This is a genomic window from Alteromonas profundi (genome assembly GCF_010500865.1).
Classification (GTDB): Bacteria; Pseudomonadota; Gammaproteobacteria; order Enterobacterales; family Alteromonadaceae; genus Alteromonas; species Alteromonas profundi.
Genome location: NZ_JAAAWN010000002.1, coordinates 156,838 through 180,909 on the forward strand (window position 1 = coordinate 156,838; position 24,072 = coordinate 180,909).

The window sequence follows — 24,072 nt, forward strand, 5'->3', positions numbered from 1 at the left end:
CTAAAAAGGCTAATCGGTTACTTCGCAAATAAGCCCTTTCAGATAGTAGCCTTCGGGGTAGCTGCCGATAATTGGGTGATCTGACGCTTGGCTTAGTCGCCCAATAATTTTAATGGTTCTTTTGGCATCAAGTGCTGCATCGGCGACTATCTTTTGGAATAAATCGGCAGGCATAAGGCCAGAACAGCTAAAGGTAAGTAGCAAGCCCCCTGACTTAACAGCATGAATGCCGTACATGTTAATGTCTTTATAGCCCCGAGAAGCGCGATTTAATGAGGCTTTGCTGTCAACAAATTTAGGTGGGTCGAGAATGACCATATCAAATTGCTGGCGGTCGTCGTGGTAGGCACGTAGTGCTTTAAATACATCTTTATTTACGTAATGGCTCTTGCTTTCATCAAGCCCATTTAGCTGAATATGGTGTTTTGCTAAATCAAGGGCGGGTTGAGATACATCGACATTGGTGACGGATGCTGCGCCTCCGGCAAGGGCATAGCAAGAAAATGTGCCCGTGTAGCTAAAGCAATTAAGCACGTGGGCATCTTTGGCGAAATGCCCTGCAGCCGCTCGGCTATCTCTTTGGTCGAGGTAAAAACCGGTTTTATGGCCATTTACTATATCTACCACAATGGATAAGCCGTTTTCTTTTATTGTCACCTGGCTTGGAGGGTCACCCGCTAAAACGCCGGTAACGGGTTCTAACCCCTCTTTTTTACGTACATCGACGTCGCTGCGTTCATAGACGTGAGTACCGGGCAGCAATTTAGTAATTGCCCAAACAATTTTACTTCGATGCTTTTCTGCGCCTGCGCTTAACAACTGTACAACGGCCACATTGTCGTATAAGTCGATAGTTACGCCGGGTAAGCCATCGCTTTCCGACGCCACCCAGCGAAACGCATTCGTTTGCTGCGGATCAAATAACCGTTGGCGTAGGGCAAGGGCCGAGGCCATTTTGCGCAGGAAAAAACCGTTATCTATACTTTCTTCTTTTTCAAATGTCCAAATACGAACACGCATTTGAGATTCAGGCGAATACGCCCCTCTACCTAGCCAGTCGCCCTTATCGTCTATCACATCCACAGTATCACCACTTTTGGCTCTACCTTTTACTTCGGCGATAGTACTGGCGAACACCCAGGGGTGTCGACGGCGAAGTGATTTGTCACGATTACTATTTAAAACGACTTGTGCTGACATGAGGTACTCTGTATCTGGGAAATTTGTGTAAAAAGGCCGTATTCGGTTAGGGTAGTGGTTTTTGTTAACGTCTAGGCAATTAAAAACTCAACGTAAAAAGCGAATTCGAGAAATTAATTCGCTTTTGCAGTGGGTAAAGTATAACGACTATTGCAGGGCGATGCGAACCTTTGGCTTTTGAATGCCTCGAAAAATATGAAAAAATGCCCCTAATTAACGCTCTCATCGTATGCTATTTATGTGAGTAAAAGAAAAACTTATTTGTACAATAATAGGCACTAGTTTGGCTTAGCATACGGCGTTTATGTACCAACCAGATAAAAGCGATAGTAGGCCTGTAGCCATGTTGAAAAAGTGTAACACAAAGGAATATTAATGCGATTTGTAGACTTCACAGAAGGGTGTAAACCCACAGAGCTCGTTATTGCGCAAACGTCGTCTCCCCAACTTACACAAGGCAAAGTGTTAGTTAAAGTTCATGCCTTTGGTGTAAACCGGGCCGATACCTTGCAAAGGCAAGGGCATTATCCTGCGCCTGCAGGAGAAAGTGAAATTCTTGGTCTTGAAATGGCGGGAGAAGTAATTGGTGTTGCCGAGGATGTTTCCCAATGGCAGGTGGGCGACCGTGTGTTTGGGCTGGTAGCGGGAGGTGGCTATGCAGAAGAAGTTGCCGTATTAGCCTCGCATTTAATGGCTATCCCCGATAGTTTAAGCGACACAGAAGCGGCGGGTCTCGCCGAGGTGTTTCTTACTGCATTTCAGTGTTTACGTACCATAAGCCACGTAAAACCGGCGCAGCGTGTATTACTTCATGGCGGAGCGAGCGGTGTCGGCCTTGCAGCAACCCAACTATGTCGCTATTGGGGGGTAGAGGCGGCGGTGACAGCGTCAAGTGAAGCAAAGCTAGATTACTGTGCCCAACAAGGGGCGAAACTGGGGATCAATTATCGTCACCAAGATTTTGCTGAGGAAGTAAAACAAGCATGGCCAGAAGGCGTGGATATGGTACTTGATATGGTGGGCGGAGATTATCTTAATCGGAATTTAAAGGTACTCAAACAAGACGGCATAGTGGTGTACTTAGCCATGCTAGCAGGGCGCTACGCAGATAAACTTGACATGGCTTTACTGATTGGAAAGCGAGCGACTATTCAAGGTACTACGTTGCGTAGCCGTAGTGATGCGTATAAAAGCACGTTAATTGAAGACTTTGCCACCACATGTTTGCCTGCTTTTGCACGTGGTGAACTGAAGGTCAATATTGATACGGTTTATACTATTGACGAGGTGGCACAATCCCATGCGCGGTTAGAAGCTAACGACACACAAGGAAAGATAGTCGTTACTTGGCGCTAGCTCTCTTTAAAGCCCTCATCCACCGTTTTAGGTTTTGCCTCAGCGGCGGTACGGGCTAATTCATCACAGCGTTCGTTCTCTGGGTGGCCTGAATGGCCTTTCACCCAGTGCCATTGCACTTGATGGGCTTTAACAGCTTCGTCTAGCCGTCGCCATAAGTCAGCGTTTTTCACGGGTTTTTTACTGGCCGTGCGCCAGCCATTTTTGCGCCAATTATGGATCCACTGGTTGATGCCGTTCTTTACGTATTGGCTATCTGTGGTTAAATCAACCTGGCAGGACTCAGTTAAACTATTTAATGCTTCGATAGGCGCAAGTAGTTCCATACGATTATTGGTGGTATGGGCGAAACCACCACTAAGTTCTTTTCGGTGACCTTTGTAAATTAACACTGCACCATACCCGCCAGGACCTGGATTTCCTAAACATGATCCATCGGTATATATTTGTATGGTTTTCTTAGACACTACCTATCCTTAATTAATTTTATACTTGAACCGCTTTTCTCTTAGCCTAGGGCGAAGGGGTTGATATACTACCAAAAAACAGCCGCAACAGCAGGAGTATCATGCGTCAGATTGTTTTAGATACAGAAACTACCGGTATCGATCCTAAAGAAGGCCATCGAATCATCGAGATAGGGTGTGTAGAAGTGGTCAACCGAAAACTTACCGGCAACCACTTCCATGTTTATATCAATCCGGGCCGCCAGATAGAGCAAGAGGCGATTGAAGTACACGGCATTACCAATGAGTTCTTACAAGATAAGCCTATTTTCGCCGATGTCGCGCAAGATTTCGTCAACTTTATTCGGGGTGCACAACTGGTTATTCATAACGCGCCATTCGATGTGGGCTTTATGGATCACGAATTTGCCATGAATGCGTCTACGTCGTCTGTGGTTACTAAGAATATGTGTGACGTTCTTGATACTTTGGTGCTAGCGCGCCAAATGCACCCAGGGCAGAAAAATAACCTAGATGCGTTGTGTAAACGCTATGGTATAGATAACAGTCACCGTGAATTACACGGCGCTTTGCTCGATGCAGAAATTCTCGCCGATGTTTATTTGTTGATGACAGGTGGTCAGACTAAATTAAAGTTGGCCTCAAGCGGCAGTACCGACGCCGACGCAAATGCAGTAAGACCTATTCAGCGTACCATAAATAAATTAAAGGTTATCAAAGCTACCGCCGATGAATTACAACAACATGAGGCCCGTTTGGATATTGTGCAAAATGCAGGGGGCACGTGTTTATGGCGGGCAGATAACAGCGATGCCTCTTAAAAAATAATCAACGGGAGTAATGTGCGTGAAGGGGAAGGGAATAGTGTGGTTTTTAGCCTATATCATGGTGCTGTTAGCCGCGCCCGTTACTGCTCAAACGTCGGCGGAGAATAATCAGCCGCCTGCAACGTCTTCGCCGCAAGCGGAATCAGAGCCTTCAGCGGAATCAGAGCTTTCAGCGCGATCAGAACCTTCAGCGTCGCCACTCACCGAGTTAGGCGATGCGTATGAGAACTCTATAAAGCTACTGCAAAACCGTTTTCGCGTAGATTATAACGTCAAAGAACTTACCATGGTGTTCTTTCGCGAATACGGCTCCTCACCTGTGGTGTTAGTGCGCCCCGATGGTTCCAAAATATTTCAGGGCCGCCACAACGAAGAAAAGGTTGAATGGCACGATGATGCAACCTACGACATGGTGAGGATTAAAAACCCTATGCCAGGGCCTTGGCAAGCGGTGGGGCAGGTTCTCCCCGAAAGTCGGTTGATGGTGGTTTCAGATTTACAGCTTATTGCTGAGCCGCTTCCTACAACGCTTTTTTCTGGTGAAATTCTCAAGTCGTCGGCTTATCTTACCAACGGCAACGAGGCTATAGACATCAACCTATTTAGTGATGTTGTTGACCTACGTATCGATTTTATTAGCACCAACGATTCAAACTTCGATAATTTCGGCACGCCTGATCAAGAAATTGCCCGTTTTGAAGACAATGGCCGGGGAATGGACGAACAGCCCTATGATGGCGTTTTCACCGGCCAGTTCAATTTAAATATAGCACCAGGAGAATGGTTGCCAGTATTTAGTGTGACGACACCCTTGTTTAGCCGGGAGCAACGAGGCGACCCTATTATTCTTCATCCTAACCCAGTGACGATTTCTGCAGAGGTAGATGGCGGTGGAGAGGGCTACCATAAGATAACCATTGACGTTGACCGTGAACTTGTGGACATTAATTCCCTCATCGTAGACGGGAAAATACGGTTTCCCAATACAGACGTGCAGAATTTTTCTATTACCGAAAGTACAAGTGACGCGAGAGAACATTTGATTGTTGCCTATGAGGAAGGCGTGTATCGGGTAAAACTTACCGCGTATGGTACAACGATGGACGGGCGCGACTTTATTTTAGATGTTCCAGAGTTTAACTTTGTCGCCACGGCGCCAGAGCCTGAAGTTATTGACCCGCTTATAAACGGTGAAGACCCCATTGTTGATGGCAGCGAACCTACCTTACGCTTTGGTGTAGACGGTGAAAACGCCGCTTCGAAGCCAGGTTTTAGTGATACTGATGTGGGCGAAACGAAGCGACAAGAGGCAATAGATGCAGATACCTTCACCACAATACTTATTGTGGCAAACGGTAGTATTTTACTTTTAGGCCTTATAGCTGCGGTTATCATTATTGTAATGCGCAAAAAACGCGCGATATCGCTAAAGACAGCACCTACGCCAACTAAGCGGCCCAAAAAAGCCATCACAGAAGAAGACTTGTCTTTAGACAATGAACCAAGTGGTTTGAAAAAGTGGCTTAGCGTGTTTAAAAAGAAGTGAGCGAGAGTTAATCGTAGCGCCAGCAATATGATGCTTTGTTGTTCACTACTGAATTTTATTTCGTCATTATGTTTATTTAACAGCCAAACAGTGCGCAGATGACAATTTTATTAATAAAAAGCGTTGACTCCACATTGGGGAATACGTATTATCTGCGCCGCAGTGAGGGCACGGGGTTACAGCAACCCAATCAACTCACTGATAACATTGAAAATGTGGAGCGGTAGTTCAGTTGGTTAGAATACCGGCCTGTCACGCCGGGGGTCGCGGGTTCGAGTCCCGTCCGCTCCGCCACTTTCAATGGTATAACTAAAATGTCTTCGGAGCGGTAGTTCAGTTGGTTAGAATACCGGCCTGTCACGCCGGGGGTCGCGGGTTCGAGTCCCGTCCGCTCCGCCATTTAGTTATACAACGCAATCTCGATTATGTGGAGCGGTAGTTCAGTTGGTTAGAATACCGGCCTGTCACGCCGGGGGTCGCGGGTTCGAGTCCCGTCCGCTCCGCCACTAATCGAAAAGCGTGTTCCCATAATGCGGAGCGGTAGTTCAGTTGGTTAGAATACCGGCCTGTCACGCCGGGGGTCGCGGGTTCGAGTCCCGTCCGCTCCGCCATTTATGTTTACAGTCCTTGTGCTAGTTAGATGTTCGAAATGTAATTTCGGCGTTTAGCCTTACCACAGCACACCTGCAGTATTTTTAAATCATCGTTAAGTCTCCTTTTGTCTTGTAGTAATGCCTTTTAGCCAATGTGTTTTCGTATTGCGCTATGCTATTTACTATGGCGTATTTAAATATTCATTGTTATGCTTTTAGGCCGCTAGCATTAACGCTTATGCGCCTTATAGGCCACTACTATTTTGCACGGCTAATTCTCATTTTTAACCGCTCTTTTTCCTGTCTGCGGAAAAGCAAAGCGCGATTGTAGATAAGCTATTGGCGCGGAAGAAATTACGCGCTAACATGCGAAGCCAAAATATGTTTAATAGACAGGTATCATGCAAGACGTACTATATTGCCAACATATCAGTAAAACTTATAACGACGCTGGAAACACCACCCCCGTATTACATGATATTTCGTTGGCCATTCATGGCGGTGAACATGTTGCTATTCTAGGAAGTTCGGGGTCGGGGAAAAGTACCTTGCTGCATTTACTTGCCGGGCTTGATAGCCCAAGCGAGGGAGACGTTTATTTTTTAGGTGAAAATTTGGCATCGCTTTCGCCCAGCCAACTTGCTGAACTTAGAAATAAAAAAATGGGCTTTATTTATCAGTTCCACCACTTGTTAGCTGAGTTTACCGCCTTAGAAAACGTTGCTATGCCATTACGTATTGGTGGTATGTCTGCCGAGAAAGCCAACGAGAAAGCCGCGCAGTTGCTAAACGATGTAGGTTTATCACATCGTAGGGAACATATGCCAAGTGCGCTTTCAGGCGGCGAGCGCCAAAGGGTGGCCATTGCACGTGCATTGGTAAATAACCCTACGGTTGTACTTGCAGACGAACCTACGGGTAATCTTGACGATTCTACCGGTGAGCAAATTTACCAATTATTGAAAAAGCTTAGTAAAGAGAAGCAAACCGCATTTGTTGTGGTAACTCATGATACCTCTTTGGCTGCGCGTATGGATCGCGTTCTTAGTATTAAAGATGGCGAGTTGCTTGCCAATCAAACAGGTAGGTAGCCCATGTCGCTTTCTTGGCAATTAGCCAGACGCTTTAGAACTACGAAGGCGCAAAACCGTTTTATCTCATTTATATCGCTATCATCCACAGTAGGGATCGCACTGGGGTGCTTCGTTCTTATTATTCTATTAAGTGTTATGAATGGTTTTGAGCGTGAATTAACCCACCGTATTTTAGCTATTGTGCCCCATGGGGAGATTTACAGTGTAGATAATCGGGGCATTGAAAACCTCGATGCGCAGCTGTATCGCCTTAATGCTGATCCTAGGGTTAAAAAAGTAGAGCCCTATACAGAACTTACCGGCATGTTGCAGTATAAAGGCACGCTAAAAGCCGTTGCCTTAACGGGGATCCTCATTGACGATAACCCGCGCTTTGCTGAGCAAGTGAGCAACGCAGACTGGCAAAGATTTAGCCGTGATGAAGACAGTGTGCTAATTGGTAAAGCCATTGCGAAGAACTTAGGTTTACAGATTGGCGACACTGTCCGAGCCCTTATCCCGGTGACGACCAAAGATTTACGTTTTTCCGCGCCCACTACAATAACCTTAACTGTCGCTGGGTTAATTAGTGTAGGCGGCGAACTTGATAATCAACTTGGCTTGTTGCATTTAAGCAAAGCCTCTGCAGCCTCAGGCATCACAGGGCAGGCCATGGGGCTAAGATTCACCCTAGAGGATCCCTTTTCCGCTTACGCTACTATGCGTGATATTGGCTACACTTATCCGCAAGCGGTTTATATGTCAGACTGGACCCGCACGCAAGGGCATTTGTATAACGATATTCAATTAGTGCGCACTGTGGTGTATATCGCCTTAGCGCTCGTTATTGCAGTGGCATGTTTTAATATTGTGTCCTCATTAGTAATGTCGGTAAGAGAAAAACAGCCCGCCATTGCTATTTTAAAAACCATGGGGGCAACAGACAGCCTTATTCGTCACACGTTTATGCTGCAAGGCGCACTAAACGGTGTAATAGGCATGAGTGTGGGGGTAGGGCTTGCATTGTTGATTGCGCCCAATCTCTCGCGCATAGTGCAAAGTATTGAAAATATCTTAGGTATTCACTTACTCTCTGGAGATATTTATTTTATTGATTTTTTACCCTCTGAACTTATGTGGCAAGACGTGGCGGTAACCGTAGTGATGGCTATTGTGCTATCTGTACTTGCGACTATTTACCCTGCCTACAAGGCGGCAAAAGTGTCACCGTCTCAGTCGCTTCATTAGTTCATGCTAGTTGAATTCAATATAGACAATGAGTTTGAGACAGCCTTTTAGCTGGCGAGAAACTGCCCGTATTACCCAGTACAATTTGTTCGTTATCTAGGGGCAAGGCAGCTACAAGGCTTCGATAAGACACGAAAAAGGGGATTAATATCCCCTTTTTATGGTGGTGTAAGGCATAACAGTGCGCTAACTAGCTGTTTCTGTCGAAGTGTTCGAAGTCTACATCTTCTTCTTTTTGCCCTGCATTAGGGTCGTTGTAAACCGTTTCATCTAAGGCTCCTTCACTTTTTGCCACCACACATGACACCATACAGTCACCGGTAATGTTAACAGCGGTACGTGTCATGTCTAATAGGCGGTCAACACCGATAATCAGTGCAATACCTTCTACTGGTAGGTTCACCTGTTGCAACACCATTGCCAGCATAATAAGCCCTACGCCGGGTACGCCAGCGGTACCAATAGATGCCAGTGTTGCTGTGAGAACGACCATCATATAATCGCTTAAGCTTAAATCTACGCCGTAAACTTGCGCGATAAATACCGTGGCAACGCCCTGCATAATGGCAGTACCGTCCATGTTAATGGTTGCACCTAACGGTAAGGTGAACGACGATACAGAGTTACCAATGCCCAGTTTATTACGCGCCGTTTCCATAGTGACAGGTAAAGTGGCACTGCTGCTTGAGGTACTAAAGGCGAAAATTGCTGCATCACGCATTTTTCTCAATAACATGAGTGGGCTTAAACCACTCAGCGCTTTAAGTAGCACAGAGTAAGTTAGAAGGCCATGTAAGATAAGGACACCAAATACTAAGAAGAAATACTTCGCAAGACTTAATATGGTGTCGGCGCCGATAGAAGCGAAAAGCTTTGCCATTAATACGAATACGCCATAGGGTGCCAGATTCATAATAATCGTGACTAAACGCATTATAACGGTATTAATATCTTCAAAAAAGGCGCTTACTCTTTTCCCAGCCTCGCCTGTCATTGCCATTGCGATACCGAATAAAACAGCGAAAACAATGATTTGTAGCATATTACCCTGCGCCATCGAATTAACAGGGTTGCTAGGCACCATATTTACAATAACATCGGAAAGGCTAGGCGCTTCTTTTGCTTGGTAGGTGGTTTCGGTGGCGAGGTTTATCCCTTCACCTGGCGAGACCAGCAAAGCCATACTCATAGCCAGTGTTATTGCGATTGCGGTTGTGACAATGTAAAGCCCGACAGACTTTAAACCTAGGCGCCCTAGCTTACTGGGGTCGGATAGGGTGCTGGTTCCGCATACTAAGGAAACGAATACCAGCGGCACCACAAGCATCTTTAAACTGGCGATGAAAATTTGGCCTAGAGTAGAAAATATACCTTCGACAAAAATGTCATACGTGGAGAATTCGAAACCGAATATCGAAAATTGAAAATCTCCGCTATCATCGAATAAGAACTGAAGAAGCAAGCCAACGATGAAGCCTGCCGCCATACCGAAAAATATTCGAGCGGTTAAACTATATTTATGTGCGGATTGAGACATCTATATTCCCTGTGCATTTTTATATTTTTAGTCATAGTTAGTGTGCCAGATTCTTTTGATTTTTAAACGTAAAAAACGACACAATTGTCATTTATAGAGGTTCAGGAACGGATTATGCAATCAATGATCAAGACATTTTGTCTATTTAGCACAATTTTTGTGCTAATGGCATGCGGTGGAGGCGGTTCTGTCTCTCGAGACGATAGCACTGATACAGGCGACACAGGAAGTGGAACCACTGCAACCGTAGAAGTGTCTTTGTCATTACAAAATAGCAGTGGCGAAGCAGATAAAAACCTCACCATCGATAATCCACTTACCTTAGTCGCGAGTGTTCAAAATACCTCTGGCGAAGCACAAGCCGATCGTTTACTTACGTTTGCTATTAGTGAACCCAGCTTGGCCAACTTCGGGAATGATACTGCCACTGCCCGCACCAACTCACAAGGCATTGCTACTATAACCCTTACTGTAGGTTCAGCGTCAGGCGATGGTGAAATAACGGCAAGCCTTTCCTCCGGGGAAAGCGGCACTACCACTTTTACATCGACAGGTAGCGGTAGCGCAAGTGTACAGCCAGCCTCGTTGCAGTTGTATACCGGTGCGGTTCAATTGGCGTCAAGCGGCTCTGATGAAGTGGAATTGATAGCACTCGTAAAAAATGAGCAAAGCGTGTTAATGGAAGGGGTCGATGTAAGCTTCTCGGCAAACAATAACGCCGGCGTAGAGTTACAAATAACTCAAGCCATCACGGCCGCAGACGGAACGGCGCGGGCGTTGGTGTCTACGGTGAACGACGCCTCGAATCGTTTTGTAACGGTAACCGCGCAAACAGGTGCGTTAACTGAAAAGGTGACTATTGAGGTTTCTGGAACTGAGGTGACTATTAACGGCCCTTCTTCGGTAACCATTAATGACACAGTAGAGTATACGTTAAGGGTACAAGACTCAGACGGTAATGCTATACCCAACCAAGCTATAACGTTAACGCCAGGCGTTGGAACTTTAAGCGCGGATAATTCAGTTCCGGGCGCTGACGGTACACTTGAAGTGACCACAGCAGCTGATGGTCAAATTGCGGTGCAATATACCGCTACCGCTTCCGGCGAAGATACTTTTATCGCCGAAGCGCTAGGCGATAGCTTAGCGAAAAACATACAAGTCCAACAAGATGAATTTGAATTTACGGCTTTTCCCGCCGAGGAAGTTGCTTTATTAGACGTAGCGCAAATTACCGGTAGATGGAGAAAAGATAATGCCCCGGTAGTTGGAAATACAATAAGGGTTACGGCATCACGGGGGACCCTAGTAACAGCAGACCCGATTATTACGAACCAAAACGGTGAGTTTACGTTCAGCATAAGCTCAAATAATGCAGGTTTCTCATCGATTACCGCATCTGGCTTAAACGCCGAGGGCGAAGAAGAAGTAGTCATTACTGAAGCGTTAGAGTTTATCGCTACCACCCCTTACTATTTACAGGCCGATGCATCGCAAGATATTTTGGGGCCCGACGGACAAACTAGCACTATTACCGCCATTGTACGGGATGAAAACGACAATTTAGTCAAAGATACTGTGGTTTCCTTTAGCGTTGACGATCCGTCTACCGGCACAATTTCACCCTCACAGGCAACCACCAATAGCAATGGTGTAGCATCAACTGTGTATACATCAGGGGCGGTATCCAGTCATGAATCGGTAGTCATTACGGCACAATCGGTAAATGCCCCGGCAGTACAGGATCAAGTGCTTGTTACTGTGGCAAACCGGGCGTTTGATATTTCAATTGGTACAGGAAATATTATTACCGATGCCGATGACAGCAGTTACCTTAAAGAGTTTGCCGTATTTGTCTCTGACAGTGCTGGTCAGCCGGTCAGTGGTGTCGAGCTCACTGCTTCACTAAGCCCCGTAAAATACGCTGAAAATGGAGGCTATTACAAGGGCGATTGGAGTTGGAATGGCACTATCTATACTAATTCAGGCAACCGCGCATTTTGCGAAAATGAAGATCAGAACGACAATGGCATTTTAGATATCGCGGTCGACCCAGATGATTATAATGAAGACACGAATAACGACAATGAGCTAACGCCAGGCATAATCGGTGCCCTTAACTTTTTATCGAGTTCTGTGAGCGATGAAAATGGCCAAGCTACACTGGCCTATCGCTATCCGAAAAATTACGGCGGGTGGGTGTCTATGGTCATCGAAATATATGGTCAATCTACGGGGAGCGAGGCTTCAGCGAAAATGATTTATGGGCTAGGTGTATTAAGCGACGACTTAACCGAAGAGGCGGTTAAACCGCCGGCAAGCCCTTTCGGGGTAGATACCGAGAGGACGGCTGCTGACCCATACTTACACTGTAGAACGCAATACTAATAATAAGATGCCGTAGCGCCCTGTAGCAGGCGTTACGGCAAAATAGACATCAGCGCAAAGTACGCACTACTGCGCACGAGGGCTTGGTAGAGGGCGGCAAGCCGTTACCGAGCCTCCTTAGCCTTGCTGGAAGGGGTAAACTGAGCCGATTTTAAGCAGTTGGGTTAGTTCATCTAAGGCGGTGCGTGATTCAATTAATAATTGAGGGTCGCGCAAATCGTCTTCGCTTAATTGATCGCGATAATGTTTATCGACCCACGCATTTAAGCGTGCGAACTGGGTATCATTGATAAGTGTAGCCTGGTTTAGGGCAGCTAATTCTTGGTCGTTCATTGCAACCCGTAAGCGCAAACATGCAGGACCGCCGCCATTTCGCATACTTTGTTTAACGTCGAAATAGTTTACTGACTTAATAGGTGTACCAAGGGTAACAAGCTTATCAAGATAGCGTTTTACGGCGTCGTTTTCTTGACAATCGGTAGGGGCAATTATGGTCATTTCGCCACTAGGTAGAGTAATGATTTGGGTGTTGAACAAGTAGGTTTTCACCGCATCTTGAACAGAGACTTCATTGGTTGGCACTTCGATAAAATGCAGCGGTGAGTCGCCATATTTCGCCTGTACTTCATCTAACACCCGCTGTGTATCGAAGAACGCTTGTTGATGAAAAAATAAAACGTTTTGGTTGCCCACGGCAATTACGTCGTTATGAAATACACCCTGGTCGATAACATCGGGGTTTTGTTGAATATACACCACGCTTTCGTCACTTAGCCCGTGTAAACGCGCGACGGCCTGACAGGCCTCTAACGTTTGGCGCGCTGGGTACTTCGTTGGCGCTGGCTTGCTTGGGTCAAACGCATGGCGACCATAAACAAACAGCTCGATACCCGCGTGGCCATAATCGCTGCATAGGCGGGTATGGTTCGCGGCGCCTTCATCGCCAAAATGGTCGTTGTCAGGTAAATGGGTATGGTGGGCAAAATGCTTGTCGTTGGCAAAGGTGCCTTTGAGTATTCTACCGGTAACTTGCGGCTCTAATGAACGATGGAACTTGTTTGTTAGATTAGCAGGTGTAAAATGCACGCGGCCGTCGGCTGTATCGGCGCTTGGAGATACGGTGGCGGCATTTGCCGTCCACATGCTACTGGCAGAGCAACAGGCTAAGAAAATCTCGCGAGATTGCTTTGCAGCGCTTTCTAGCACTCTCGCGTCAGAACCAGTAAAGCCAAGACGACGTAAGGCGGCAATGTCGGGGCGTTCTTGTGGAGCAAGTACGCCTTGCATCATTCCCATGTCTGACAAAGCCTTCATTTTTGCTAGGCCTTGTTTGGCCGCCTCTTTGGGGCTGCTTACTGCATTAGCATTATTTAGGGAAGCAACATTACCGAAAGACAAACCGGCATAGTTGTGGGTGGGGCCAACAAGGCCATCAAAATTCACTTCAAATTGCTTCATACTTTCCCTCTATTTGGTATTTGGGCGGTTGAACGCTACCCTATGAGTAAATAGTAGGTAGTTAACTCGCCCCACGTTAAATGCGTGTCTAACACGGCAGTTAGGTGTGGAATGGCTGGCATTATACGGCTTTTATACCGGTTGCCAATGCGGGCGGTTAAAAAGTGAGCGGGTTTTGCTCGTGATTAGCGCAATAGAAAGAATAACTATGAAGAAGATCTTGTTTTCCATTCACTTTGTAGATATATGTTAAAAAAGCACGGGCGTCGTAAGGGCACAGTTAGGTCGCCCTTTTATTTTGAAAATGACTAAAATAGTCTATTAAAATCAATAGGTTTAATTCAATTATATGGCAAAATCTCTAGTCATAGTCGAGTCACCAGCTAAAGCGAAAACGATAAATAAATATCTTGGTAAAGATTTTATCGTAAAAAGTTCGGTAGGCCATGTTCGCGATCTGCCCACTAAGGCATTGGGCAAAGTCGAACCAAAAAAGCCAGCTAAGGAACTCAAAACGCTGAGCGATGAAGAGAAACAAGAATACCTTCGTCGCCATGAATATTTAAAACTTGTAGACCGTATGGGTGTCGACCCAGAACAAGACTGGAAAGCACATTATCAGGTGTTACAGGGCAAAGAAAAGGTGGTTAATGAGCTAAAAAAGCTTGCTAAAGACGCCGACACTATCTATCTCGCGACGGATTTGGACCGCGAAGGAGAGGCCATTGCTTGGCATTTGCAAGAACTGCTAGGCAGTAAGGGCAAAACCTATCAACGGGTGGTGTTTAACGAAATTACCAAAAACGCGATTCAAGATGCCTTTTCCCATCCTGGAGAGTTGAATATAGCACGAGTGAACGCTCAGCAAGCACGTCGTTTTCTTGATCGTGTTGTTGGCTTTATGGTGTCACCTCTATTGTGGAAAAAAATAGCCCGTGGCTTATCAGCGGGCCGTGTACAGTCGGTTGCGGTGCGTCTTGTGGTGGAGCGTGAACGCGAGATTAAAGCGTTTGTGCCAGAAGAGTTTTGGGATGTACATGCCGATTTAACCAGCGCCCAAAAAGATGCGCTTCGCATGTTGGTGGCAAAACATAACGGCAGCGCGTTTAAACCCAAAAACAAGGCCGATACCGACAAAGCATTAGCACAGTTAAACGATGCCTCTTATGTGGTTGAAAGCCGCGAGTCGAAACCAACGCAAAGTCGTCCTTCTGCGCCTTTTATCACCTCAACCTTGCAGCAAGCGGCGAGTACCCGCTTGGGCTTTGGGGTAAAGAAAACCATGATGATGGCACAACGCTTGTACGAAGCCGGTTACATAACGTATATGCGTACCGACTCTACAAACTTGAGCCAAGAAGCCGTAGACAGTGCGCGTAACTATATTGCTGAAAACTTTGGCGACAAATATCTCCCCGATTCTGCCATTCGCTATGGTAGCAAAGAAGGCGCACAAGAAGCGCACGAAGCCATAAGACCTTCAAACGTAAAAGTGAGTGCAGCAACACTCGGGGATATGGAACGCGATGCACAGCGCCTGTATGAGCTTATTTGGCGCCAGTTCTTAGCGTGTCAGATGACTCCGGCTAAATATGATGCCACTACGATAAAAGTGGCTGCAGGTGACTATGAGCTCACTGCGAAAGGCCGCGTGTTAAAATTTGACGGTTGGACACGAGTACAACAACAATTGCGTAAGAAAGGCGACGAAGAGTTAATGTTGCCCGACGTACAAAAAGGCGATGTGTTAAATCTTAAAGCTCTCGAGCCTAAGCAACACTTTACCAAGCCGGTGGCGCGTTTTAATGAAGCGTCACTGGTAAAAGAACTTGAGAAACGCGGTATTGGTCGCCCTTCTACCTACGCCAGTATCATCTCTACCATTCAAGATAGAGGCTACGTTCGTTTAGAGAATAAACGTTTTTATGCTGAAAAAATGGGTGAGATAGTTAACGATAGGTTGCTAGAGAATTTCGATGATCTAATGAGCTTCGATTTTACCGCCAATATGGAACAACAGCTCGATGACATTGCCGAAGGAAATAAAAACTGGAAGGATGTACTTAACGAGTTTTATAGTGGTTTTTACGGCAAACTATTAAACGCAGAAAAAGCCCCTGAAGAAGGGGGTATGCGCCCTAACCAAGCTATACCTGCGGGTATCGAGTGCGATAAGTGTGGCCGTGAAATGAACGTGCGCACCGCGTCTACCGGCGTATTCTTAGGGTGTTCAGGTTATAATCTTCCGCCTAAAGAACGTTGCACCAACACCATGAATTTGGTGCCCGGTGAAGACGTAGTTAAGGTGGATGATGATGATGAAATGGAAACCGAAGCCTTAAGGTCTAAAAAACGTTGCCCGGTTTGCAGCACTGCCATGGACAGCTATTTGGTGGATGAAACTCGCAAACTTCATGTGTGCGGTAACACGCCAACCTGCGATGGTACGCTGATTGAAACCGGTACCTTTAAAATTAAAGGTTACGATGGTCCTATTATCGAGTGCGACAAGTGTGGCAGCGATATGGAACTGAAAAACGGCCGCTTCGGTAAATATTTCGGGTGCACGAACGAAGAATGCAAAAATACCCGTAAGCTATTACGCAATGGCGAAGCTGCGCCACCCAAAGAAGATCCGGTAGACTTACCAGAGTTACCGTGTGAAAAATCTGACGCCCACTTTATGTTGCGTGATGGGGCTTCGGGTATCTTCTTAGCCGCCCACAATTTCCCTAAGTCAAGGGAGACGCGTGCGCCGAAAGTTGAAGAACTTGCTCGTTTTAGAGATAGAATTTCGCCGAAATTCTATTATCTTGCCGATGCACCACAAAAAGATCCTGACGGTAACTTAGCTATAGTGCGTTACAGCCGTAAGACTAAGCAGCAATATGTGATGTCAGAAAACGAAAGTGGCAAAGCAACGGGTTGGTCAGCGTGGTACGAAAATGGTAAATGGCAAGAGCAAGCCGCCAAAAAACCAGCTGCGAAAGCAAAAGCCAAAAAGAAGTAACATAAGGTAAGAGTATAGATAATGGCCTCGTTACAGGATCAATTACTAAAAGCAGGCTTAGCAGACAAAGCGTCGGCTAAGCAGGCGCGCGCGGACAAGCGTAAAAAGCAAAAGCAGAAAACGAAGCAAAAGCAACCAGTGGTAGATGAAGCTACCATTGCGGCGCAGAAAGCCGCTGAAGAGAAAAAAGCACGTTCTCGTGAGTTAAATCAGTTGCAGCAACAAGAACGGGAAAAGCGCTCAATTGTCGCTCAAGTTCGTCAGCTTATTATTACGAATAAGCAAGCGCGCAAGGGCGATACCGTATTGAATTTTACCCACGACAATGTGGTTAAGCGTATGTACGTAAGTGATGAAATACACAAACAAGTAACAAAAGGGCGCTTAACGGTGGTGTTACTTGATGACGCTTACGAACTTGTGCCTACCCCCGTGGCAGACAAAATTGCGCAACGTGATGAAAGTGTGATTGTCTATCGTGCCGATTTAGACAAAAGCGGCAATGATGGTAAAGATCAAGACGAAGATGACTGGTATGCTGATTACGAAATTCCAGACGATTTAACGTGGTAAAAATGCAGGGGCCTAGGGTACATTACGTACCGTAAACCTATCGGCCCCTCTTTTTGTTTCCATTGTGCAATAGCTATCGTTTGAGAGAATACATGATCACTTGGCAGTCGCTGAGATTTGAAGCGTTAAATACCCATCAATTGTTTGAGTTACTCAAGCTTCGGGTGGATGTGTTTGTGGTAGAGCAAGAATGTGCTTACCCTGAGCTGGACGAAAAAGATCGTCACAGCGATACCCACCATTTGTTGGGCTGGGAGAATGACAAACTGGTGGCCTATGCAAGGTTACTGCCCCCCGGCCTGAGCTATCCGTCAGTGAGTATAGGGCGGGTTGTCATTAGTGGTGCAAATCGTAAGAAAGGAGCAGGGAAGGCGCTGATAGCGCAGGCTATCGCAAAATGCGCCCTATTATGGCCTAATCAGGCTATCGAAATTGGTGCACAGGCGTATTTGCTCGATTTTTATCAGGCCTTTGGGTTTGAGACAACGTCATCGATGTACTTAGAAGACGGTATCCCCCATGTAGATATGAAAAGAGCGCCTACTCAGTAGGCGCTCTTTTTGATCGTTGTTTTTAGTTAGTTAATAGGAGAAAGGGGTTAGTGGGCATTAGGTAGCTGCTTAACCAATTCATCCAACCCCGAAACCACTGTATCTGGCGCAAGTGCGAGGGGGTAAAGTACTTTACCGGGGCGCTTAATAAAGGCCGCTTGCCATCCGGCTTGCTTAGCACCCGCAATATCCCAGCCGTGGGCAGCTACCAGCATGGCATCCTTAGGCTCAATCCCCATTTTCTCAGCAGCCCATGCGTAGGTGCGTAAATCGGGTTTGTACAAATCAATATCTTCCACGCTTAAGCGTTGATCAAAATAATCCAACAAGTTTGCATTCTTAAATTGCGTGTATACCCCTTTATTTGAAGAGTTAGTTAAACTTACCAAAGTATAGCCTTTGGCTTTTAGGGCTTTAAGCCCTTCAACCACATCAGAATGGGGCGGTAAACTGCGCAGAGGCGTTACGATAGCTTTTTTTGCCTCCTCTGTAGTCAGCGCAATGTCTTCTATCTCTGCAACCATCATCAACGACGCCACCCCAATTTCTCCGAAGGTATGAAAACGTTGGGTTGTGGAGTCTACCAGTGAGTGATGTAACATGGTGGAAAACCACAGTGGGAGTAAGTCGTTGCGACCGCCTAGTGCTTCGCCTACCGATGTGCGCATAGCACTTAAATCGAGCAATGTTTCATTAACATCGAAAAAATAACTTTAGGGGCAACCAACGAGGAAGCAGGCTTAGCTGCGCTCTCATGCTCGTGCGCCGACACTGTCAGCGTTAAAAAACTACATAAGATAACCAGTAACCTTTTCATAAAAGACCTTTAAATTTTGAACGAGTGTTCAAGGTATGCTGCTTTCTTCTAACTGCCAATACCGCTTCGGCTAACAGCGTTATAGCGCGATAAACAACATATAACCGCCCATGAACGAGGGGCCGCTTTGTGGGTAATAAGCAAGGTTTTAGGCGAATGGTTTAATAGGAGGTTAAGGTGATGGTGAAAATACTCTATAGCGCCGATAGCGTGCTAAGAGCAATATGGGTTTGGGCGCAGAGTTCTTTATTTATCTTCCAGTGAGACGGGCTCCAGCCGGCTAAAAAACGATGAAAATCAGCGCAAGCAAAAGGATAGAGGGCACGCCACTCTTGCACAACATTGGCAATGTCGCGGCAGCTCAGCGACTTGATGTCTTTAACTGCGTAAAGGTGTCGCTCGAGTTCATTGAAGTACACAGTGAGTAGCGATTCGCGGTAACGGCTTTGTTCAGCTTCATTTATCGCGCTACCTAAGAAATATGCAACGTCTTTTATACCCACACCATGGCCCACATATTGAAAATCAATAGCTGCGCAGCGCGCAAAATTTTCGCTGAAACAAAAATTTGCTACTTTTGCATCGCCATGTACTAAGGTTTGATAGTTTGCATTACGTAACTTTTCATCAATTTCTGCGGCTTTTCGCTTTAACGGGCTATCTGCCATGACATTTAGTTCTTCTTGGCGCGTAGCAAGATGCCAATAGGTACCTTGACGCCATACATAGTCACTATTGGTTTGAAAAAAGCAGGCATGAAAGGCGGCTAACCATTTTAGTACTGTTTGGGCATGCTCCACACTCAACGAACTCGCGGTAGCAGAAAAGCCGTAATGCATGAGATCTTCCATTACCAATAATGTGTTATCGCCGTCACTATCAGTAGCGATACACCGAGGGATAAAACAATGGTTATTACTCAAAGGTTGCAAATTTAGGTAAAAGTCGCGTTCGATAGCAAAGGAGGCGCACTTTCTTGCATGACTCACTTTTGTGTGCCACCCACGGGGGTGGGTTGAGCGCGCCTCTGGCTTAGCACACTTAACTACTACGGCTTGTTTTGTTTCACCGAAACAAGCCCGAAAGCAGGCCCCGTAACCGCTCCAAAGCTCCTGGATAAGCGAGGTACTTGCTACCTTCTGGTTACAACATTGTTCCACCCAAGCGATAAACTGGGGATTAACCTGAGAAATCATAGCGTGCCTTACACATAGTTTTAAATGCTGTTTTTTCAGACAAAAAAGCCGCTAACAAGCGGCTTTTTAAGGTGTTGACTTCACGGGAGAAGCAGACGTATCGGTTAACTATTCGCTGAACCGTCCTGTGATGCTTCATGATCCGCTGCTGCATCATCGACACTCTCTGGGAGTGTTGCTGGCGCAGACGCTCTAGCTGAAGCCTGACTTATTACCGCTGACTTACCGCAATTAGCAAGAGCAGGGCGAGCGTCATTGGTTTTTGCCTGTAGGCTCAATTCTGCAAATACATCATCTACAGAGGCCGGTGTGGCCATAGGATGAGATGCACGAATTTTACCGCGGCTCGTTGCTGCTAGTGCCGTATTTAGCGGCTTATTGGCAACAGGCGTCTCAGCAATTACCGTAGGCTTAACGTTTGTCTCTACTGGTGCAGGGGTAGTTTCTTCCGCGTTAGCCGCTTCTTTAGCCGTTTCTACTTCCTTGCCAGTTGATGGTTCATCATCACTAGATGGCTCACTATCGCCTAAGTCAATCTCAACTTGTTCTGGCGACGCCTCTGCCTTTGGAGCAGATGTATCAACAGGGGCCTTAGCAGTTTCAGTGTCTGTATCGCTATGTGAAGCAGCGTCAAACTGAAGCTCATCTTGTACCGCAGCTGGTGCACTTTGCTCAGGCTTATCTGAGGCCGGCTCTGCCTTCTCACTAGACGTATCTTCACTCTTAACTTCGGTTTTAGCTTCAGCGTTAATTTTAGGCGTGGTTTCTGCTGGCGCATCTTCAGCTTCGAGTGGACCAGGCTTGGCTGCCTGAGTTTCTTCCACGTTAACCCCAGTGCTTTGTGCATCATCGCTTTGACTTGCATCGCTTTGCACATTAGCGTTATCTGCTGTCGCTTGTGGCGCATCAGATACCTCAACAGGGGCTGGCTTCGCTGTATTCGCTACAGCGGCGTCAGCGTTCGTTTCAACCTTGGTTTCCACGTTTGCCTCAGATGTATTCTCTGGCTCTAGTTTTCCAGGCATCTCTGCTTGGGTTTGCGCAGTAGTAGGCTCATCACCTTGGTTCTGAGACTCCTTTTTACGACGCTGACCAGCAGCACGCACATGACGTGGAGAACGACGAGAGCGACCACGGCTTTCACGTTTCTGGCCATTGTCGTCTTGTTCGCTGACCGTGTTCTCGCCATGACTAACCGGGCTTGTCTGCTGCTCAACATTTTGCGCTGCATCATTAGCCGTATCTGGCGCCTGTGTCACTACTGGCTTAGTTTCTGATTTAGTTGCAGGTTTAGTCTCAGGCTTGGTTTTTGGTGCCTTGTTCGACTCAATAGGCTTATCAGACTGGGTTTCAGTTTTGCTGCTATCACGCTTAGCATCGTCTTTAGCCGCCATTGCTTTTACTGGCTTTTGTTGCTTTTGCGTTTTCGCTGGCGCGTCAGCCTTATTGCTCGTTTCGTCTTTGCTTACGCGAACGCTTCGACGCGTATCTCTGCGCTTACGACGTTCTGCAACTTCACGTTTTTTCTGCGTCTGAGTTTCTTGACCTTGATTGTCTTTGGTCTCAGCAGGCGCAGCTGGTTTTGCTTTTTGCTGCTCATCGCGGGGCTGTTGTGCTTTACGCGGCTTACGATTGCGATTGTTCCGCTTCTCATCTTGCTCTTGGCGTGGCTTGCGTTGTTCTTGCTCGCCATCTTTGCCTTGAGCTTGGTTGTTACGACGGTTATTTCTACGCGGTTTGCGACGACGATCATCGTTGTTGCGGTTACGCGATTGATTTCCTTTGCGCTGAGCATCTTGCTGTTGTTTTTGCTGCTCTTGTGATGTTTCATCTTCAGAAGCGAAAAGGTTACTTAGCCATTTTCCTATGCGGCTGAACAAGGAAACCGCATCGGCTGATTCTTTCTCTTCTTTAGGTGCTACTACAGGCGCCGCTGTTGGTGCCACTAAACCTTTAAGAGCGGGTTCTTCTCGTTTAACCGGCGCCATAGTAGCGGCTTCGGTTTCAGCTTCTACAGCAGGCATAAGCTCAACTTCGTAGCTTGCATCTGTTAACGCATCATCTGGGCGACGGCGCATTACTTGATAGTGCGGCGTTTCTAAATTCGCGTTAGGAATAAGTATAAGGTCAACGCCATGACGTTTTTCTAGCGTTTGAATTGATTTACGTTTTTCATTAAGCAAATACGTTGCTACAGGAACTGGAAGCTGCGCTTCTATCTGGCCTGTATTTTCTTTAATGCTTTCTTCTTCAAGTATACGCAAGATAGACAATGCAAGTGATTCAGTACCGCGAATGGTGCCATGGCCTGAACAGCGAGGGCAAACATGATGCGCTGACTCACCAAGAGATGGACGTAGGCGTTGGCGCGACATTTCCAGTAGCCCAAAGCGTGAAATTCGACCAAGTTGAACACGCGCTCTATCACTGCGTACCGCGTCTTTCATTCGGTTTTCAACTTCACGCTGATGGCGCACTGGCGTCATATCAATAAAGTCGATAACGACTAAGCCACCGAGGTCGCGCAGACGCAACTGTCGAGCAATTTCATCGGCCGCTTCAAGGTTTGTATTAAGTGCCGTTTCTTCAATATCGCCGCCCTTAGTCGCGCGGGCCGAGTTAATGTCGATAGACGTTAATGCTTCGGTAGGGTCGATAACAATTGAGCCACCTGAAGGTAAGCGTACTTCACGTTGGAAGGCCGACTCAATTTGGCTTTCAATTTGATAGTGGCTGAATAGAGGGACTTCACCACGGTAAAGTTTTACGCGGTTTGCGAAGTCAGGACGTACCAATTGAATGTGCTGTAATGCTTGTTCATATATGCTGGTTTTGTCGATAAGGATTTCGCCAATGTCGCGACGTAAGTAGTCACGAATAGCACGGACAATAACATTACTTTCTTGGTGAATAAGGAAGGGAGCTTCACGCTCAGCTGCCACACCAGAAATGGCATCCCAGTGCTTCAATAGCACTTTAAGATCCCACTCAAGTTCTTCAAAAGACTTGCCTACACCCGCAGTACGAACGATTAAGCCCATGCCATCAGGAAGATCAAGTTTGCTTAATGATTCTTTAAGCTCTGTACGCTCATCACCTTCGATGCGGCGAGAAATACCGCCTGCACGAGGGTTATTCGGCATAAGTACTAAATAACTTCCCGCTAACGAAAGAAACGTTGTTAGCGCTGCACCCTTTTGGCCACGTTCTTCTTTATCTATTTGGATAATGACTTCTTGGCCTTCTTTAATAACATCTTTGATGTTAGGGCGGCCTTCAAATCTGTAACCTTTAGGGAAGTATGTGCGTGCTATTTCTTTAAGAGGAAGGAAGCCGTGACGCTCTGCGCCATAGTCAACGAACGCAGCTTCTAGGCTTGGTTCTACGCGGGTAATTTTACCTTTGTATATGTTTGCTTTCTTTTGTTCGTGCCCAGGACTTTCAATATCTAAATCGTATAAACGTTGCCCATCAACGAGGGCAACACGCAACTCTTCTTGTTGAGTTGCATTAATTAACATTCTTTTCATTGTATCTAACTCTGTTTTATATACAGCCATTTAGACACAAAATTAAAGTGACATGTGCAAACCCTCACCGCGCAACCTCACGGCTGGACGGGGACCTTGTTGTAACGTCGCATTATCCTCGAACTTTCGGCGCTGATAGGTTGCCATTATAATAGACAGCCCAAAGGCTTCACGCATCTAAATGTTCAAATGGATGTCGGGAGCGACATGCCCTTATTTCTTACTTACTGTTAACAAGCATCGCATTGGCGTAGTGCTTGTTTTGTCAATTCAATTCTGTTTGCTAAACGGCGAACTTATTATGTGCTCGCGAGCGGCACTTGAGTTATCTAACGGCAGTGTAGTCGTTGCCTCTATAACTCGATTTTCCGATATATAATTGCGTGTTCGTTGAGCTTGTTTATTGAGCTTATCCATTGAAAAACGCAACCGGAAAGTGACGACGCTCCTTTGATCGTAGGGAGGCGTAAAAGCGGTATTTTTAAACCGAATGATGTGTGCAACCCTACGGGATTTTTGTTTTTACGGGGTTGTAGCCCGCCAAAAACACACCTGATTATCGCACCAATGGTTGCATTTAAGCAAGGTTTGTAACTTAAATAAGCCCCCTAATTGGTGCTTTTATTGCTAGGTTTTGCAGTCTACGCTCAGTTTAAGCAAAATTTTGCCAAAATTATCACGTTTTAAATTATTTTTCGTTTG

Annotated in this window: 15 protein-coding genes, 4 tRNA genes and 1 pseudogene; 13 read left to right on the forward strand and 7 right to left on the reverse strand. The window is 46.3% G+C overall.

Annotated features, from left to right (window positions below; translation table 11 throughout):
* Positions 1 to 9: 9 nt before the first annotated feature.
* On the reverse strand, positions 10 to 1,200 hold the full coding sequence (locus GTH32_RS02240; RefSeq protein WP_163083607.1) for a class I SAM-dependent rRNA methyltransferase: 1,191 nt from the start codon (positions 1,198 to 1,200) through the stop codon (positions 10 to 12).
* A 375-nt stretch (positions 1,201 to 1,575) separates the two neighbouring features.
* Here GTH32_RS02240 and GTH32_RS02245 point away from each other — a divergent pair, with 375 nt between their 5' ends.
* Positions 1,576 to 2,556, forward strand: a complete 981-nt coding sequence (locus tag GTH32_RS02245; protein WP_163083608.1) for an NAD(P)H-quinone oxidoreductase — start codon at positions 1,576 to 1,578, stop codon at positions 2,554 to 2,556.
* Here GTH32_RS02245 and rnhA read toward each other — a convergent pair.
* The gene (gene rnhA, locus GTH32_RS02250) at positions 2,553 to 3,023 is read right to left on the reverse strand and encodes a ribonuclease HI (protein WP_163083609.1); all 471 of its coding nucleotides are present in this window, start codon (positions 3,021 to 3,023) and stop codon (positions 2,553 to 2,555) included. The two genes, GTH32_RS02245 and rnhA, sit on opposite strands and share 4 nt — an antisense overlap.
* Positions 3,024 to 3,124: 101 nt before the next feature.
* On the opposite strand from rnhA, the gene dnaQ reads away from it, so the two are divergent.
* The 8 genes from dnaQ to GTH32_RS02290 all read left to right on the forward strand — a co-directional run bounded on the left by dnaQ (position 3,125) and on the right by GTH32_RS02290 (position 8,310).
* On the forward strand, positions 3,125 to 3,844 hold the full coding sequence (dnaQ, locus tag GTH32_RS02255; protein ID WP_163083610.1) for a DNA polymerase III subunit epsilon: 720 nt from the start codon (positions 3,125 to 3,127) through the stop codon (positions 3,842 to 3,844).
* Positions 3,845 to 3,908: 64 nt separating this feature from the next.
* Positions 3,909 to 5,396, forward strand: coding sequence for a TIGR03503 family protein (locus GTH32_RS02260; protein WP_163083714.1), 1,488 nt, complete (start codon positions 3,909 to 3,911; stop codon positions 5,394 to 5,396).
* 217 nt (positions 5,397 to 5,613) lie between these two features.
* A tRNA-Asp gene (locus tag GTH32_RS02265) sits at positions 5,614 to 5,690 on the forward strand.
* A gap of 28 nt (positions 5,691 to 5,718) precedes the next feature.
* Positions 5,719 to 5,795: transfer RNA gene (locus GTH32_RS02270), tRNA-Asp, on the forward strand.
* Between the two features lie 30 nt (positions 5,796 to 5,825).
* Positions 5,826 to 5,902: transfer RNA gene (locus GTH32_RS02275), tRNA-Asp, on the forward strand.
* A 28-nt stretch (positions 5,903 to 5,930) separates the two neighbouring features.
* Positions 5,931 to 6,007 (forward strand) — tRNA-Asp (locus GTH32_RS02280).
* 383 nt (positions 6,008 to 6,390) lie between these two features.
* The gene (lolD, locus tag GTH32_RS02285; protein ID WP_163083611.1) at positions 6,391 to 7,080 is read left to right on the forward strand and encodes a lipoprotein-releasing ABC transporter ATP-binding protein LolD; all 690 of its coding nucleotides are present in this window, start codon (positions 6,391 to 6,393) and stop codon (positions 7,078 to 7,080) included.
* A 3-nt stretch (positions 7,081 to 7,083) separates the two neighbouring features.
* Complete coding sequence (locus tag GTH32_RS02290; protein WP_163083612.1) at positions 7,084 to 8,310, forward strand: lipoprotein-releasing ABC transporter permease subunit; 1,227 nt, start codon at positions 7,084 to 7,086, stop codon at positions 8,308 to 8,310.
* 190 nt (positions 8,311 to 8,500) lie between these two features.
* Here GTH32_RS02290 and GTH32_RS02295 read toward each other — a convergent pair whose 3' ends face one another.
* Entirely contained in the window at positions 8,501 to 9,847 is a 1,347-nt protein-coding gene (locus GTH32_RS02295; protein ID WP_163083613.1) for a dicarboxylate/amino acid:cation symporter, read from the reverse strand.
* 114 nt (positions 9,848 to 9,961) lie between these two features.
* On the opposite strand from GTH32_RS02295, the gene GTH32_RS02300 reads away from it, so the two are divergent.
* Positions 9,962 to 12,235: an Ig-like domain-containing protein gene (locus GTH32_RS02300; RefSeq protein ID WP_163083614.1), complete on the forward strand. Its 2,274-nt coding sequence runs from the start codon at positions 9,962 to 9,964 to the stop codon at positions 12,233 to 12,235.
* Between the two features lie 117 nt (positions 12,236 to 12,352).
* Here the strand turns inward: GTH32_RS02300 and astB are convergent, their stop codons facing one another.
* Positions 12,353 to 13,693 (reverse strand): N-succinylarginine dihydrolase, encoded by a 1,341-nt coding sequence (gene astB, locus GTH32_RS02305; protein WP_163083615.1) that lies wholly within the window; start codon positions 13,691 to 13,693, stop codon positions 12,353 to 12,355.
* 349 nt (positions 13,694 to 14,042) lie between these two features.
* Here astB and topA point away from each other — a divergent pair, with 349 nt between their 5' ends.
* The 3 genes from topA (at position 14,043) to GTH32_RS02320 (ending at position 17,827) form a co-directional block, all read left to right on the forward strand.
* Positions 14,043 to 16,703 carry a type I DNA topoisomerase gene (gene topA / locus GTH32_RS02310; RefSeq protein WP_163083616.1) on the forward strand — a complete coding sequence of 887 codons (2,661 nt, stop codon included), beginning with the start codon at positions 14,043 to 14,045 and terminating at the stop codon, positions 16,701 to 16,703.
* A gap of 21 nt (positions 16,704 to 16,724) precedes the next feature.
* Positions 16,725 to 17,276 (forward strand): DUF2058 domain-containing protein, encoded by a 552-nt coding sequence (locus GTH32_RS02315; RefSeq protein WP_163083617.1) that lies wholly within the window; start codon positions 16,725 to 16,727, stop codon positions 17,274 to 17,276.
* A 92-nt stretch (positions 17,277 to 17,368) separates the two neighbouring features.
* Positions 17,369 to 17,827, forward strand: coding sequence for a GNAT family N-acetyltransferase (locus GTH32_RS02320; protein WP_163083618.1), 459 nt, complete (start codon positions 17,369 to 17,371; stop codon positions 17,825 to 17,827).
* A gap of 47 nt (positions 17,828 to 17,874) precedes the next feature.
* Here the strand turns inward: GTH32_RS02320 and GTH32_RS02325 are convergent.
* The 3 genes and pseudogenes from GTH32_RS02325 to rne all read right to left on the reverse strand — a co-directional run bounded on the left by GTH32_RS02325 (position 17,875) and on the right by rne (position 23,370).
* A pseudogene (locus GTH32_RS02325) lies at positions 17,875 to 18,644 on the reverse strand (haloacid dehalogenase type II).
* Between the two features lie 194 nt (positions 18,645 to 18,838).
* Positions 18,839 to 19,840, reverse strand: coding sequence for a phosphotransferase (locus GTH32_RS02330; protein ID WP_163083619.1), 1,002 nt, complete (start codon positions 19,838 to 19,840; stop codon positions 18,839 to 18,841).
* A 104-nt stretch (positions 19,841 to 19,944) separates the two neighbouring features.
* Complete coding sequence (gene rne / locus GTH32_RS02335) at positions 19,945 to 23,370, reverse strand: ribonuclease E (RefSeq protein ID WP_203565329.1); 3,426 nt, start codon at positions 23,368 to 23,370, stop codon at positions 19,945 to 19,947.
* Between the last annotated feature and the right edge of the window lie 702 nt (positions 23,371 to 24,072).

Coding starts and splice junctions, on each gene's coding strand:
- GTH32_RS02240 (WP_163083607.1), bottom strand. CDS start 1,200: ATGTCAGCACAAGTCGTTTTAAATAGTAATCGTGACAAATCACTTCGC.
- GTH32_RS02245 (WP_163083608.1), top strand. CDS start 1,576: ATGCGATTTGTAGACTTCACAGAAGGGTGTAAACCCACAGAGCTCGTT.
- dnaQ (WP_163083610.1), top strand. CDS start 3,125: ATGCGTCAGATTGTTTTAGATACAGAAACTACCGGTATCGATCCTAAA.
- GTH32_RS02260 (WP_163083714.1), top strand. CDS start 3,909: ATGGTGCTGTTAGCCGCGCCCGTTACTGCTCAAACGTCGGCGGAGAAT.
- lolD (WP_163083611.1), top strand. CDS start 6,391: ATGCAAGACGTACTATATTGCCAACATATCAGTAAAACTTATAACGAC.
- GTH32_RS02290 (WP_163083612.1), top strand. CDS start 7,084: ATGTCGCTTTCTTGGCAATTAGCCAGACGCTTTAGAACTACGAAGGCG.
- GTH32_RS02295 (WP_163083613.1), bottom strand. CDS start 9,847: ATGTCTCAATCCGCACATAAATATAGTTTAACCGCTCGAATATTTTTC.
- GTH32_RS02300 (WP_163083614.1), top strand. CDS start 9,962: ATGCAATCAATGATCAAGACATTTTGTCTATTTAGCACAATTTTTGTG.
- astB (WP_163083615.1), bottom strand. CDS start 13,693: ATGAAGCAATTTGAAGTGAATTTTGATGGCCTTGTTGGCCCCACCCAC.
- topA (WP_163083616.1), top strand. CDS start 14,043: ATGGCAAAATCTCTAGTCATAGTCGAGTCACCAGCTAAAGCGAAAACG.
- GTH32_RS02315 (WP_163083617.1), top strand. CDS start 16,725: ATGGCCTCGTTACAGGATCAATTACTAAAAGCAGGCTTAGCAGACAAA.
- GTH32_RS02320 (WP_163083618.1), top strand. CDS start 17,369: ATGATCACTTGGCAGTCGCTGAGATTTGAAGCGTTAAATACCCATCAA.
- GTH32_RS02330 (WP_163083619.1), bottom strand. CDS start 19,840: ATGATTTCTCAGGTTAATCCCCAGTTTATCGCTTGGGTGGAACAATGT.
- rne (WP_203565329.1), bottom strand. CDS start 23,370: ATGAAAAGAATGTTAATTAATGCAACTCAACAAGAAGAGTTGCGTGTT.